This window comes from Arthrobacter sp. CG_A4, assembly GCF_035985125.1.
GTDB lineage: Bacteria > Actinomycetota > Actinomycetes > Actinomycetales > Micrococcaceae > Arthrobacter.
In genome coordinates, this window is sequence record NZ_JAXCID010000065.1 from 1 (window position 1) to 13391 (window position 13391).

Annotated in this window: 13 protein-coding genes and 3 pseudogenes; 7 read left to right on the forward strand and 9 right to left on the reverse strand. The window is 63.1% G+C overall.

What is annotated here, in order from left to right; translation table 11 throughout:
* Nucleotides 1-125: 125 nt before the first annotated feature.
* Nucleotides 126-923 carry an SRPBCC family protein gene (locus RCH07_RS18190; RefSeq protein ID WP_326968899.1) on the reverse strand — a complete coding sequence of 266 codons (798 nt, stop codon included), beginning with the start codon at nt 921-923 and terminating at the stop codon, nt 126-128.
* A 242-nt stretch (nt 924-1165) separates the two neighbouring features.
* On the opposite strand from RCH07_RS18190, the gene RCH07_RS18195 reads away from it, so the two are divergent.
* Both RCH07_RS18195 and RCH07_RS18200 read left to right on the forward strand, forming a co-directional pair.
* Nucleotides 1166-1678 (forward strand): Dps family protein, encoded by a 513-nt coding sequence (locus tag RCH07_RS18195; protein ID WP_326968900.1) that lies wholly within the window; start codon nt 1166-1168, stop codon nt 1676-1678.
* Nucleotides 1671-2564 carry an SDR family oxidoreductase gene (locus tag RCH07_RS18200; RefSeq protein ID WP_326968901.1) on the forward strand — a complete coding sequence of 298 codons (894 nt, stop codon included), beginning with the start codon at nt 1671-1673 and terminating at the stop codon, nt 2562-2564. The genes RCH07_RS18195 and RCH07_RS18200 overlap by 8 nt, the downstream gene beginning before the upstream one ends.
* 20 nt (nt 2565-2584) lie before the next feature.
* Here RCH07_RS18200 and RCH07_RS18205 read toward each other — a convergent pair.
* A pseudogene (locus RCH07_RS18205) lies at nt 2585-2860 on the reverse strand (glutamine amidotransferase); the annotation flags it as partial.
* Between RCH07_RS18205 and RCH07_RS18210 the strand changes: the two are divergent.
* Nucleotides 2775-3593 (forward strand): IS3 family transposase, encoded by an 819-nt coding sequence (locus tag RCH07_RS18210; protein WP_326968902.1) that lies wholly within the window; start codon nt 2775-2777, stop codon nt 3591-3593. The pseudogene RCH07_RS18205 and the gene RCH07_RS18210 overlap by 86 nt on opposite strands.
* 77 nt (nt 3594-3670) lie before the next feature.
* Nucleotides 3671-3970 (forward strand): hypothetical protein, encoded by a 300-nt coding sequence (locus RCH07_RS18215; protein WP_326968903.1) that lies wholly within the window; start codon nt 3671-3673, stop codon nt 3968-3970.
* A 57-nt stretch (nt 3971-4027) separates the two neighbouring features.
* Here RCH07_RS18215 and RCH07_RS18220 read toward each other — a convergent pair whose 3' ends face one another.
* From RCH07_RS18220 to gdhA, 3 genes and pseudogenes are all read right to left on the reverse strand, one after another.
* Complete coding sequence (locus RCH07_RS18220) at nt 4028-4513, reverse strand: hypothetical protein (protein WP_326968904.1); 486 nt, start codon at nt 4511-4513, stop codon at nt 4028-4030.
* Nucleotides 4510-4680 (reverse strand): hypothetical protein, encoded by a 171-nt coding sequence (locus tag RCH07_RS18225; RefSeq protein ID WP_326968905.1) that lies wholly within the window; start codon nt 4678-4680, stop codon nt 4510-4512. Before RCH07_RS18225 ends, RCH07_RS18220 begins: the two co-directional genes overlap by 4 nt.
* A gap of 106 nt (nt 4681-4786) precedes the next feature.
* Nucleotides 4787-6126: pseudogene (gene gdhA, locus RCH07_RS18230) on the reverse strand (NADP-specific glutamate dehydrogenase).
* A gap of 358 nt (nt 6127-6484) precedes the next feature.
* Here gdhA and RCH07_RS18235 point away from each other — a divergent pair.
* On the forward strand, nt 6485-6778 hold the full coding sequence (locus tag RCH07_RS18235; protein WP_326968911.1) for a GNAT family N-acetyltransferase: 294 nt from the start codon (nt 6485-6487) through the stop codon (nt 6776-6778).
* Nucleotides 6779-6960: 182 nt separating this feature from the next.
* Here RCH07_RS18235 and RCH07_RS18240 read toward each other — a convergent pair whose 3' ends face one another.
* Genes RCH07_RS18240 through RCH07_RS18255 form a run of 4 tightly spaced genes read right to left on the reverse strand, consistent with a single transcriptional unit; the run spans nt 6961 to nt 11799 of the window.
* A complete protein-coding gene (locus RCH07_RS18240; protein ID WP_326968906.1) occupies nt 6961-7404 on the reverse strand; it encodes a DUF4913 domain-containing protein in 444 nt (147 codons plus the stop codon).
* Nucleotides 7405-7415: 11 nt separating this feature from the next.
* Nucleotides 7416-9185, reverse strand: coding sequence for a type IV secretory system conjugative DNA transfer family protein (locus RCH07_RS18245; RefSeq protein WP_326968907.1), 1770 nt, complete (start codon nt 9183-9185; stop codon nt 7416-7418).
* On the reverse strand, nt 9182-10774 hold the full coding sequence (locus RCH07_RS18250; RefSeq protein ID WP_326968908.1) for a helicase HerA domain-containing protein: 1593 nt from the start codon (nt 10772-10774) through the stop codon (nt 9182-9184). Before RCH07_RS18250 ends, RCH07_RS18245 begins: the two co-directional genes overlap by 4 nt.
* Complete coding sequence (locus RCH07_RS18255) at nt 10774-11799, reverse strand: SCO6880 family protein (protein ID WP_326968909.1); 1026 nt, start codon at nt 11797-11799, stop codon at nt 10774-10776. The genes RCH07_RS18250 and RCH07_RS18255 overlap by 1 nt, the downstream gene beginning before the upstream one ends.
* A gap of 253 nt (nt 11800-12052) precedes the next feature.
* On the opposite strand from RCH07_RS18255, the pseudogene RCH07_RS18260 reads away from it, so the two are divergent.
* A pseudogene (locus RCH07_RS18260) lies at nt 12053-13084 on the forward strand (IS110 family transposase); the annotation flags it as partial.
* Nucleotides 13079-13279 (forward strand): helix-turn-helix domain-containing protein, encoded by a 201-nt coding sequence (locus tag RCH07_RS19340; RefSeq protein ID WP_442784868.1) that lies wholly within the window; start codon nt 13079-13081, stop codon nt 13277-13279. The pseudogene RCH07_RS18260 and the gene RCH07_RS19340, both read left to right, overlap by 6 nt.
* Nucleotides 13280-13391: the final 112 nt, after the last annotated feature.

Below are 13391 nucleotides of genomic sequence, written 5' to 3' on the forward strand. Positions count from 1 at the left end.
ACGCCCCGCCGGAACCCGCCGGCGGGGCATTTCTATGCCCGGCCCGTCATCACCGGACGTGACGCCGCCACAGTCAAATAACGCGACGGGTAACACCCCGGCGCGTGATGTGCCGTACCCCGTGGCTACGGAAGGGTGCGCGGCGTTCCGGAGTCCGGGTCGTCCGTCACGGGGTTTACGAGTCCGTCTTCGGTGTATCCGCGTTCGGTTTCTTCCGTATCCAACAGCCCGGGCTCCACCAGGTTGCCGCCGCTGGCATAACCGGTATCCGTGTCGGTGTAGCCGACGGCGTCGGAATCCGTCACTGCCGCGTCGGGTGCGGTGAAGTCCTCGGCCGCGGCTGACCGACCGTTGAAGTCGGGGTCATTGAAGTCCTGCTCCGAGCCTGCCATCCCGGCGGCCCCGAGACCGACGCCTGCGGCCGTCGCACCGCCCAGGCCTGCGCCGCCGACACCTCCGGACACTTCCTGGCCTCCCTCGACTTCACCGCGCCAGGCACCGGTCTCGGCGCCTCTGCCCTCGATGAATTCCTTGAACCGTTCAAGGTCCTTCTTCACCTGCCGGTTGTCGGCACCGACGGCGCTGCCCACCTTCTCCTTGAAGGACTCCGGGTCCCACTCAAACTGGACGTTCACCCGGGTGGTGCCGGCGTCGAGTTTGTCAAAAGTCACTACACCCGAGTGGTCGACGCCGCCGATGCTCTGCCAGGCGATCCGCTCGTCCGGACGCTGGTCGACAATCTCCGTGTCGAATTCCTTTTCCACGCCCGCCACATGTGTTTTCCAGTGGTTGCGCTTGTCGTCAAGCTGCGTCACCGAGTCGACCCCTTCCATGAACTGGGGGAAGGACTCGAACTGGGTCCACTGGTTGTACGCGGTTGAAACGGGTACTGCAACTTCAATTGATTCCTGAACAGTTGCCACAATGGTTCTCCTCTTCACTGGTGCAGGCGGTGAAAGTCCGCCCTGGGGGCATCCCGTGATTCTTGAAGCCGGCCGATCCTTGGCCTGCCTCTAAGCTAGGTTCCGGACCGTCCGCTGGCAATGGAAATAAGCCCCCCGCGAACAAATAATAAGTTTGCTGACTTTTGGACAAATTCTCTGGCTCACCGGAAGCCGCGCCGCTAGGGTGGGGTTGATCAGCGACCACAACAAGGGAGGGTTAAATGAAGGCCTCAAAAACTTTGACAGACAACCTGCAGTCCGTCCTGGCGGACCTGATCGAACTGCATCTCCAAGGGAAACAGGCACACTGGAACGTGGTGGGCACGAATTTCCGGGACATGCACCTGCAGCTGGATGAAATCATCGCCGACGCCCGGATTTTCACGGACCAGTTGGCGGAGCGGATGCGCGCCCTGCACGCCGTTCCCGACGGCCGAAGCGCCACTATCGCCAAGACCACCAGCCTTTCGCCGTTTCCGCAGGGGCTCGTGGACACCAAGGAAACCGTCCCGCTCGTCGTTGACCTCCTGGAAGGAACCGTCAAGACCATGCGTGACGTCCACGACCAGGTCGACGAAGAAGATCCGACGACGGCCGACATCCTCCATGGCTTCATCAAAAAGCTCGAACAGTACGCCTGGATGGTGAATGCCGAGAACATGAAGCCGACCAGCGGGACCCGAGAGCCGACGGCCAAAAAGACCCCCGCGCAGTTAGGGCACCACGATGACTGACATCACGCCGGCTGACACCCCGGATCCAACCGGGCGGTACCCGGATGACGACTTTCCTCGGCAGGAGCAGCAGCAGCCCGGCCTGACGGGTGAAACAGAACCCACACCCGACCACGGAGAAAAGTCCTACCGCGGATCGGGACGCCTCACGGATCGAGTGGCCCTCATTACCGGAGGTGATTCCGGTATCGGGCGGGCGGTGGCCATTGCCTACGCCCGGGAAGGTGCCGACGTCGTCCTCTCCTACCAGCCCAAGGAGGAGCAGGACGCCCGGGACACCGCCGCCTGGGTGGAAAAAGCGGGCCGTCGGGCAGAACTGGTGGCCGGCGACGTTCGGGACGAGTCGTACTGCACAGGACTGGTGGCCCGTGCACTGCAGGCATTCGGCCGGCTGGACATCCTCATACTCAATGCCGCCTACCAGAAGAACCGCGACGGCGTGGAGACTATTGCCACGGAGGAATTCGACCGCGTTTTCCGTACCAACCTGTATTCAATGATGTGGATAGCCCGTACGGCCGTTCCGCACCTCCAGCCCGGCGCCTCGATTATTACCACCTCCTCCGTTCAGGCGTTCAATCCGTCGCCCGAGCTGCTGGACTACGCCATGACCAAGGCGGCGCAGGTGGCGTTCACCAAGGCGCTGGCCCAGGAACTGGGGGAAAGGGGCATCCGCGTGAACGCCGTAGCGCCCGGACCCATCTGGACTCCGCTGATTCCGGCCACCGGCTGGCCGGACAAAGTGCCCGAATTCGGACAGGACACCCCGCTGGGCCGGGCCGGCCAGCCTGCCGAGCTGGCTCCCGCATATGTCTACCTCGCATCGGACGAAGCCTCCTACGTTTCCGGCGCGGTGCTGCCTGTCACCGGAGGCAAGGGCCTGTAGCGCGGTGCCGACAGCCTGAACTACCGGGCGTAGCGCGATACGAAGTTACGCACAATGCGCGGCGGATGGGGAATGACGGCGGAACGCGCGGTCTCCATCAGCTGTTCGGCGTTTTCCGGAGCGAAATATCCGGCGTAGCGATAGGTGTCTACGCGGGTCAGGATCCCGGTGACGTCCAGCTCCGGGTGGAACTGGGTGGCATAGAGATTGTTGCGGATCCTAAACATCTGCACGGGACAGGTCGCCGACGTTGCCAGCAGGACGGCGCCGGGAGGCAGGTTCCGGCATGCCTCCTTAGCGCGGATCCAGCACTATTTCGAGGAGTCCGAAGGCACCTACGGGTATCGTCGAATCCACGCCGACCTCGCGGCGGAACAGACTGAATGTTCGCCCGAGCTTGTGCGGCAGCTCATGCGCCAGGAGGGCCTGGCCTGCCAACCGCGGCCATTCCGGGTGACAACCGAAGCCGACGCGTTGGCCGCGGCCACCATGCCTGACCTCCTCAAGCGTGACTTCACCGCCACTCGACCCGGGGTGAAGTTCGTCGGCGACATCACCTACATCCACACCTGGCAAGGGTTCATCTACCTGGCCACCGTCATCGACTGCTACTCGAAGAAGGTCGTCGGCTGGTCGATCGCCGATCACATGCGCACCGAACTCGTCGCCGACGCCCTCAACAACGCCGCCTCAACGACCCTGATTGAGCCTGACGCGATCTGGCACTCGGACCGCGGCAGCGTGTATACCTCGGCCGGGTTTCGGGCCTTGGTGACCGGCCTGGGGATGCGCTCATCGATGGGACGCACGGGCGTGTGCTGGGATAACAGTATGGCGGAATCTTTTTTCTCCATGCTCAAGAACGAGCGTGTTTACCGGACCGTTTACGCGACGAAATCACAAGCCCGCAGCGACGTTATCCGCTATATCGAGGGCTTCTACAATAGTCGTCGCCGACACTCCGCACTCGGTTACCGACGGCCTAACGAAGTCCACTATGGTTATCAACAGCCAGCCCTGGCGGCGTAGAAGAATTCACTAATTCCGCTGTCCGAAATCCTCGCGGCAGCTCAGGGAGCGTCCTTGTTCTCCTCACGTACGCAGGGTTGGCTCTCGCACCGGGACTGACGATGGTGTGGGTGATCACCGGCGCACTTGGCTGCGGAAGCCTGATCGTCATAGCGCTGTCCCTGTTTAGCCTTCGCACGACCCACCATTCCCAGGCAGCGGCGCTTTCAGGAATGGCCCAGTCGGTGGGGTTTGCACTTGGCGCCGCGGGTCCGGTGGCGTTCGGCGCGCTCCGCGACTGGAGCGGTGGGTGGACCCTGCCCCTTGCCATGACGGCCTGCAGCATGGTCCCGCTGTGCGTCACCGCCGTGCTCTCGAGCCGGAACCGGCTCGTCTGATCCGTCCGGCCCTCGTTGCCCGCGGCTGCAGGCGCCCCAACCCCACGGCGTCGTCGTTTAGTCGAACCGCCCGGCAATCGTCTTGCCCATGATGCCGGCAAGCTGGTCCTGCTGCCTTCGGGCGCGGTCCTTCAACCGTTGCAGATCCTCAGTGTCGAACCGGTCGTCGTCGCGGGATAGCGCGAGCAGCGACGTCCACAGGCTTTCCTTGCCATGCACGGCGGACTGCAGCGCCTCCAGCTCAAGCTGACCACCCATGCCGCCGCTCTTGTGCAACGGATTCAGCGGACCGGCCTTGCTCACCTGGGCACCGAGCCACGCCATGGTCATTTTAGCCCTGCCGGGGGTATAACCGAGGCGTTTGATCAGTGCAGCGAGATCATCCCGGTCGGCTGCGACATCCCGTCGTATCTCATCGAATTCTGAACGGTATTCAGTGTCCCGCCAGGTACGTTTCGCTGATTCAAAAAGCTGTACCCCCGATTCGGCAGCCAGCAGGTGGTCGACGAGATAACCGGAAAGCTTATCGTCGTCGATGCTCATCCGCCGCTCCGGGCGCCGTCGTCCTTCGGCTCGTCCTCCTCGGGTTCAAAGTTCGACGGCTCATCGGTCGAGGTCGCGCCGATCCCATCCTCCGTCTCGGGTATGGTGCCCTCGGGCCCCTTACCCTGTCCCTGCTTGCTGTTTTTGGAGCTATCCGATGTATTCATCAGTTGTTCCTTCCGTGATGATTGAAGCATGTATCACTACTCTAGGTGCCAGGGGAAGCACCTTCCGGACTCGTCGGAGTGGTGGGTTCGGGAGCTGCACAGTCCGCTACACCACGCCGAGCGCGAGCATGGCATCTGCCACCCTGACGAAGCCGCTGATATTCGCACCGGCCACGTAGTTGCCCGGGACGCCGTAATCCTCAGCTGTCTCCGCGCACCGGTCATGGATGCCGACCATGATTTCCGTGAGGCGCTGCTCCGTGTGCTCGAAAGTCCAGGAGTCACGGCTCGCGTTTTGCTGCATTTCCAGGGCCGACGTCGCAACCCCGCCGGCATTGGCGGCCTTGCCCGGGCCGAAAAGGACGCCAGCCTGCTGGAACGCCTCGACGGCGGACGGTGTGCACGGCATATTCGCCCCCTCAGCCACCGCGAGCACACCCGACGCGATGAGCGCGCCGGCAGCTGACTCGTCCAGCTCATTCTGAGTGGCGCAGGGCAGCGCAACCGTTCCTCCCACATCCCAGATCGACCCGCCGGCAACGAAATGGGCGCCGGTTCCCCTACGGTCCGCATACTCCGATATCCTGCCGCGCTCGTCTTCCTTTACCTAGCGCAGCAACTCGACCTTGATACCCGCTTCCTCCACCACATACCCGGAGGAGTCAGAGCATGCCACCACGGTTGCCCCGAAGTATTGCGCCTTTGCAATGGCGTGGACTGCAACGTTGCCTGAGCCGGAGACGATGACCCGCTGGCCCTCGAAGTCCAGTCCCCTGGCTCGTAGCATTTCCCTGGCGAACAGGACAGTGCCGTGCCCCGTAGCCTCGGGGCGGACCAGGGAACCGCCCCAGGTGACTCCCTTGCCGGTGAGGACACCTGATTCATACCGATTGGTGATCCGTTTGTACTGACCGAACAGGTAGCCGATTTCCCTCCCGCCGACTCCGATGTCGCCGGCCGGCACATCGGTGTATTCGCCGATATGCCGGTAGAGCTCTGTCATGAAGGACTGGCAGAACCGCATCACCTCGGCGTTGGACCTGCCCCGGGGATCGAAGTCAGAACCGCCCTTGCCTCCGCCGATCGGCATGCCGGTCAATGCATTCTTGAAGAGCTGTTCAAAGCCAAGGAACTTCACGATTCCCAGGTACACCGACGGATGGAAACGCAGACCGCCCTTGTACGGTCCGAGAGCTGAATTGAATTCCACACGGAACCCGCGGTTGATCTGGACCGTCCCCGAGTCATCCACCCACGGCACCCGGAAGATGATCTGCCGTTCCGGTTCGCAGATCCGCTCCAGCACAGCCGCGTCAACGAATTCGGGATGCTTTTCAGCACCGGCCCCAATGAGTCAAACACCTCGACCACAGCCTGGTGGAACTCGGTTTCGCCAGGATTGCGTCGAAACACCTGATCGCGGATGGAAAGCAAGGCCGGGTCCATGGAACCCCTCAGTATCAGTCGAAGTACTTCCCACTATTCTCCGACTCAGGCTGTCGAAAGCAACCGCCGTTGGCAAAGTCCCTGGCATTGCCACGCCCTGTATCACCACGTACCGTAGGTGGACTTTCAATGCGGCCGGCCGCATTGAACCGATGCGATGAGGCCGACGAATCGCCTGCTGCATCCGGCCGTCACAGTGCAAAGCACTCGTCGCCGGGCCAAGGGAAGGGGAACTGACGTGGCCTCCCACCTCGAAAACGACAACAATTCACCCATCCCCGGCCCGCTACCGAAACCGCTGATCGGCAACCTCGACCGACTCGACCCCAAGGGCCTTGCCCGGCCTTAGCGCCAACGGCTGTACCGATGGTCCCCAAGGCCGGAACCGGTCGGATACATCTGGATCGGTCCCCAGTCGGGCCAGCGCGAGGCATGGTGGGTGTTCGACGTAGAAATCCAGCCCGCGCTTCGCAGTAAGGGCTTTGGGCGCCAGGCGATGATCCTTGGCGAAGCGGAAGCCCGTCGTTTGGGCGCCACGTCCATCGGGCTCAACGTGTTTGGGTACAACGCAAATGCTCGGAAGCTCTATGAATCACTCGGCTACGAAGCGACAGCGATACAGATGCGCAAAGACCTGACGTCCACCTCTTAGTTCCCATCGCAATCGACCACTGGGCGAGATGGACCAGCTTCCCGGTCAAGGTTCCCCAAACGGACGGACTTTGGCCAGCTTCCATCGACAAGCTGCGGACCAGTGGTAACCGGCTCAACACGGCCTTAGCGTACGATTTTTCCGTTTTCTGAAGCGACCCCCTTTTGCGTGAGGTGGTTTCTCTAAGTTCCCTGCGTGCGCACGTCAGGGAACCAACCCTCCGGGGCCTTCTTCGGTTCCAGGTGTTCGGGGTCCCGGTGCTTTTGCATATCGCATTTGTAGAACGGGCCGCGCGGGTCCAAGAGCACGCTCATGTGGTGATCGGCGTGATCCTTCCACCAGACGCTGATGCCGGTGGCTCCGTCCAGCCTGAGGTGTTCCCAGGCCCGCCACAGCGCTTCTACGCGGGAGAGTGCTTCGGGGTGGAAGTACCACTCGATGCACCATTTCGCGGCGCGGCCGTCGACGTCGCGGACGTAGGTGGGCAGCAGCTGTTCGTGCAGGAACTCTTCGGTTGAGCCGTAGACCAGTTCAGGTGGTTTCTGCTCTTCCGCCGGCCTTTCGAGAGGTGTCTCTGTGTCGCCGGGAGCGGCAGCTGTGCTGAATCGTCCGATATCGCTGTTCATCTCAGAGTCTCCTACGTCGTGACCCAGGGATTGGCCGCCGGCTCAGCTGCCGCCGGTGCCGTCGGTTCGTCAGGGCGGGGGCTGTAGGTCTTGATGGACGCCTCTACAGCTTCTTTGTGGGCTCCGGTGTACCAGGGCAGGGTCCGGACCAGCGTGGCCGGTGCACCGGAAGCGAGGACCACGGCGCGGCCACGGTCGAGCTCCGCGAGGTTGGAGACATCGAAGATGCGTTCCTTGCCCTCCTGCCGGGAGCGGCTGGAGCCTGATTTGCCGGATGAGATGGAGACGTTGGTGTAGCTGTAGTCTCCGATGAGGTCCGAGAGTGCCCGGAGGAAGCCTTCTTCGGCGACGCCGCCGCCGTAGACCTTGACGTTGGCGGCGGACCAGATTTTCCGCATGTTCGCCTCTCCCCACAGTTCGACGCCCTGGGACCAGGACTGCAGGATGCCCATGACGATCAGGCCCTTGGAGCCGTAGTGGCTGAACTGGTCCGGCAGTCCTGCCCAGCGGACGACGTTGGCCAACTCATCGAGGGCGAACAGTGCCGGCAGCGGCAGGCGGCCGCCGCTGCGCTCGGCCCGTTCTTCCATTGCCTCTGCAATGGCCACCGTCAGTGCTGTTGTGAGCGGGGCGGCTGAGCCGGCCCCTTCCTTGGAGAGGATGTAGATCGTCTCCTGTGAGGCAGCGAAATTGCGGGGGTTGAACTGACGGCGCGGGTCCGTGGCCACGGACTCTCCCCCGGCGGGGGCGACCCAGCGCAGTGTGTTCCTGCTCTTGAGGCACTGGATCATCTTCTCCGCTGTGCCGAAAATACCGTCGCGCTGCTTGTCGGCCAGCTTCAGCGTGGACTCCAGGCCCTTGTACTGAAGCTCGTAGTCATGCTCTTTCAGAATCTCGATGGGTTCCTGGCTAACCTGCTCCGTCACCCACAGGTACACCTGAGTGATGGGCAGCTCCCCCAGCGCGGCCGCGAGGAAGTACGAGGAGAGAATGTCCTCGGCTTTCGGGTCGAAGTAGGCATCCGGCTTGGACCCCGGAAGACGCGAACCGACCGCAAAGTGCTGCGTGAGCTTGTAGGCCTTCTCTTCATCGGTGACGTAGGAGAGCGGGTTCCACCACCACTCCGGTTCCTCCTGAGCGATCTTCTGCGGATCAAACACCCACACGGGGGCAGTGAGCTCGCGGACGCCACGGGTGCCGTCCACCACGTCACGCTTGTTCGAGGTCGAGACCACAGCACCCGGTGCGTCCAGGATCGCGGGCATGACGCGGGAGGTCGACTTACCTGTCCGGGGTCCCCAGATATCGAGGCTGAGGTCTTCCCAGGACTGAATGAACTTCTGGCTGGTGGAGACCACCTTGCCGACCACGATGCCCGGGGTGTCCTTAACGCCGAGGCGCTCAGCCGTCGCTTGTGCGCCCTTCTCGGAGAACGCGGCCAGGGACTTCCCGCGCCCGAGGTAGCGCGCGGCCTTATCCACACGGGCGCGCTTGGACGCGCCCTTCTTCCAGGCCACCAGCACGACGATGGCCAGGACCAAGATCACGCCGGCCATGAGCGCCGCGGCGACGGTTGATTGGGTTGGCCAGGGCACCCGTCCCTTGACCAGCCCGGCGATCAGGTCAATCGGGTGGGCAGGGGGTGCGTCGATGCCGGCCATCCAGGAGCCCAGGTGGGCGGCAGCGTAGGTCCCGCCGCCAAAGACGACGATAAAACCAATGGCAAACCAGACCAGCAAGGCGTCTCCGAGGCCCATTCCTTTACGGTTCGGGGCACTCACGGTGTCCCTCCTTCCATGGGCAGCTCAGGAGCTGCAGGCTCTAGAAGCGTTTCTGCTGGTTGATGCCAGCGGGTATTTGTGTCGTTCAATCCTTCGGCCTGCTCAATGGAGGTCAGGCCAATCTGAACGGGAATCCCGGGGCGGCCGCCGACCTTGATGAGGAACTTCCCACGGCCCGGAGGTTCGACGTCGACACCGTGTGAGTCCCACGCGGGCGGGTCCTGCCAGGAAATGAGCTTCTGCTGTTCCTGCCGGGACAGGGGAATCGCTGAGGTCAGCAACGGCATCTCCGAGGCCGGCAGACCACCGCAGATCACCATCCCGGAACGCTCCACAAATCCGCGGGCTTTCATCCGGTCCTCTTCTGCCGGCAGTGCCAGCAGATCGGACATGGTGTGGGAAATCATGATCTGCCCGACGCCCACTGAGCGGTTCAAACGGGTCAGGGCGTCCACCCGGTCGACCATGCCTTTACCTGAGCGCAGCGCCCGCCACAGTTCGTCCAGGACCACGAAGTAGTTCCGGCGCGGTTCCAGCCCCGCGTCGGCCAGGGCGTTGGCGACGTTGACGGTCCCGAATCCGTAGGACCAGCAGGCCAGCAGCACGGCGGCCTGCAGGTCCGTTTCGGTCTCGTCAATGCTGGAGACATCGAAGACCACGGCGCGATCCCGCTTCATGGGGTTGGTGGTCTGCTGGGAGAAGATTTCTCCCAGCTTCCCGCCGCCGGTCAGACCCAGCAAGGTTGCTTCCAGCGCGCGTGTCTCTTGCAGGTAGACAGCCATGTCGCCACGGTCCAGTGCGACCTGGCGCAGCTCATCCGGCGCGGAGACAATGACGTCCAGGAGGTCCTTCAGGACCGGAACACCGTCGAACCGGTCATCGAGGACCCGCAGCGCCCGGTCCAGGATCGTCTGTTCCTGATCCGTGGGCGGGTTGTTCCGGCTGATCGTAATGAGGGAGACGAGCATGTTTAGGCGGCGGCCGTGCGCATCGGCCCGGACCCGCGTGGCTGCTTCGTGGTGGCCGTGGTCCTCGAGGAGCTGCGCGACCTCGACGGCCTGGCCGGGATCGAGAATGTTCAGGTACCCAACGCCACGGCCCAGGGAAATGACCTGGCCGCCGAGTGCCTTGACCGCTTTGATGTGCTCGCCCTTCAAGTCCCCCAGGACCAGTGCGTGGACGCCCTGAGCGGAGAGACCGATGAACATCCGTCGCACCAGCGTGGACTTACCCAATCCGGGCTTGCCCAGGATGAAGGCTGAGGGGTTGGAGATGAGCCGTGCGCGTTGGAACCAGCTGATCGGGTCACAGCAAACCGTGGCTTGGGTTTCCTCATGGCGTCCCAGCGGGACACCGATCATGGGCGAGGACGCACCGGAGGAAAACGGCCAGAGTCCGCAGACCTGCACTGTGGTTCCCCGGTACTCCTTTACGGACGGGACGAGTAGGGCCATGCCGCCGCCGCGTCCGGTCCAGCCACGGGAGCCTGGCCCGGCTTCCCGGGGCTGGCGGTCAGCTTTCTTCGGTGCAGTCGTTGCCGGCTGGGCGGTTTTCTTGGAGGAACGGGTGAACATCTTCATGCGGGCCATTACAGGGCATCCTTGATCTCGGAGGGCAGCATGCTGTGCTTGGGCAGGACCAGCCCGAGCGGCAGGGATGCCGCGAACGCGGTGTCCTGCGCGCCGTAGGCTCGGCGCAACAGCACCCGGGCGGTACCGGAGGTCTGTTCGATGGCCGCGACGGCATCAGCGAGGCGTTCCTTGTCGGTCACGGTGGCCGTGACGACCATCCCGAAGTTCACCAGCCCGGCCCCTTGGGCTTCCTCCTGCGCTGTCTGCACAGCGGAGCGGGCATCGACCAGGGCACGGGCGGACGGCCGGTTCCCGGAGGTGATGCGGACGTTGGCGTTGTTCTGGTCCCTCTCCACCACGGCAGCTGCCCGGGCGGAATCCATCGGGCGGTACAGCAGCGAAATCCGCTTACGGTCAATATCCCCATGCGGGGCCAGCAGCCGGGACAGGACGGAGGAGTTCACGGACCCTCGCGGTGCACCGGTCATGGTCCAGGAGGCTGAGAATGCGCTGTCGTGCCGGTAGTCGTCCCAGCTTGCCTGTGTTGCGGTGGGGCCGACCTCGCCCCAGGTCAGGGATACCGGGGAGCCTGCGGCGTGGGCTTGGTCAATGATCAGCGCGGCTGGCGGGTCGTAGGCGATCCGGACGATTTCGCAGAGTTCCTGTGCTGACATTGGACGGGCGATACCGGCGCCGGTGGACTGCAGCCGGGCCGATAGGCCGGGGATCCGGGAGGCAAGGTCGCGGGCAACATCTTCGGGTGTGCGCTTTTTCGATCCTGCCCGGAGGGAGGCGCTGAACGTCAGGGATACCCAGGCGCGGACTGTGGCCGATCCTTCCGGGTAGGTGTCAACGACCTCCCGCAGGATTGCCTGGGCAAATGCCGGCGCGTCCGGGTCGATGTTCATCATCACTTCGTTCCGCAGCCGGTACCCGGAATCCGGGGCGGTCTCCACCGTCACAGCCGCGGCGTCCAGGCCAGCCTCATCCGCAAGCCCGGCGAGCCAGCTGCCCCAGTTCGCCACCCACGCATCAATGCGCACGTCAAGTTTTTGAGACGTTGATAATGAGATTAGGTGTTTCGCTGGGTATGACCCGTTATGAGACTGACGGTCGCAACGGGGGGACTTGTCTTGAATCTGATCTGTCTGCCCGGCAAGCATCCCTGGGGTGCCGGCCGGGCCCGCATGACCTTATAGGAGCCTGAACCCCCTGCGAGCGGTCCCGTCAACGTCTTGTCTACTGGCCCCGTCGGCACCTTTCAATTCTAAAACAGATTGAAAGGATGTGATCAGCATGATTCAAGTCGTTGCCGGCGTGGACACGCACAGCCAGACCCATCACTGCGCGGTAATCACGGTCACCGGTGAACACCTCGCGGACTCCCAGTTTCCCGCCACGCGGCCAGGATACGAGGCGCTTCAGGCGTTTATCACCTGCCAGGGTGACCTTATGCGTGTCGGAGTGGAAGGCACAAACTCATATGGGGCCGGTTTGACCCGCCACCTGCACGCCCACGGCATCACCGTGGTTGAAGTGATCAGGCCTGCTCGGGCAGTGCGCCGGCTCAAAGGCAAGTCAGACCCGATCGACGCCTACATCGCAGCGCATGCCGCCTTGGCGGAGAACGACACGGTGACGCCCAAGACCAGTGACAGCACGGTGGAAGCGATCCGTGTGGTCCATGCCGGGCGCCGCTCAACGCTCAAGGCCCGCACCGAGGCAATCACCCAGATCAAGTCTCTGCTGGTGACCGCTCCGGAGCATTTCCGGGCCGAATACCGCGGACTGACAACACAAAAAATTATCAGAAAACTCGCTGCTTCCCGCGCCAGGTCAGGAGCGCACGAGGTGGAAGTGTTCACACGCTCGACGCTGAAACGGCTAGCCAGCCGGTATGCGGACCTTGGCGAGGAGATCAGCACTTATGACCTGGAGCTCGAATCTCTTGTAACGGAAACAAATCCTGCCCTGATCGCCACGCGAGGCATCTCGACAGTCACGGCCAGCCAGCTGTTGATCACCGCCGGAGACAACGCCGAGCGGCTCCGCGGCGAAGCTGCCTTCGCCGCACTCTGCGGAACATCTCCGCTGCCGGCGTCATCCGGGAAGACCACCAGGCATCGCCTGAATCGCGGCGGCGATCGACAGGCCAACGCGGCATTGCACCGCATTGCACTCGTGCGTATGGCCACTGACCCGGAAACAAAGGAATACGTGGCCAAACGCAGCAGCGAAGGCAAGACCAAGAAAGACATACTTCGCTGCCTGAAGCGGACGATCGCCCGGGAAGTCTTTCACCTGATCACCAATCCGCAACCCGTGATCTCCGGCCCGGAGCTACGGCACCGCCGTCAGGAACTCGGACTAACCCTCACAGAAGCAGCACTCCTGCTCGACTGCGACCCGAATCGGATATCCAGGCTCGAACGAGGCATCACAAAAGACCAGAAACAAGCCGAAAAATACCAACAATGGCTCAACGCCCAACAGCTACCCGAAAAACCCAAAAAAGCAGCTTGACAACAATAGGAGCATCAGTTTCGTAGTTGATGTCGGTTACGCGGCCGCGGGTTCGTGGTCGCGGGCTTGGTGGTCTGCGAGGGCTGTTGCCGGGGGGATGCCGCCGGCCCTG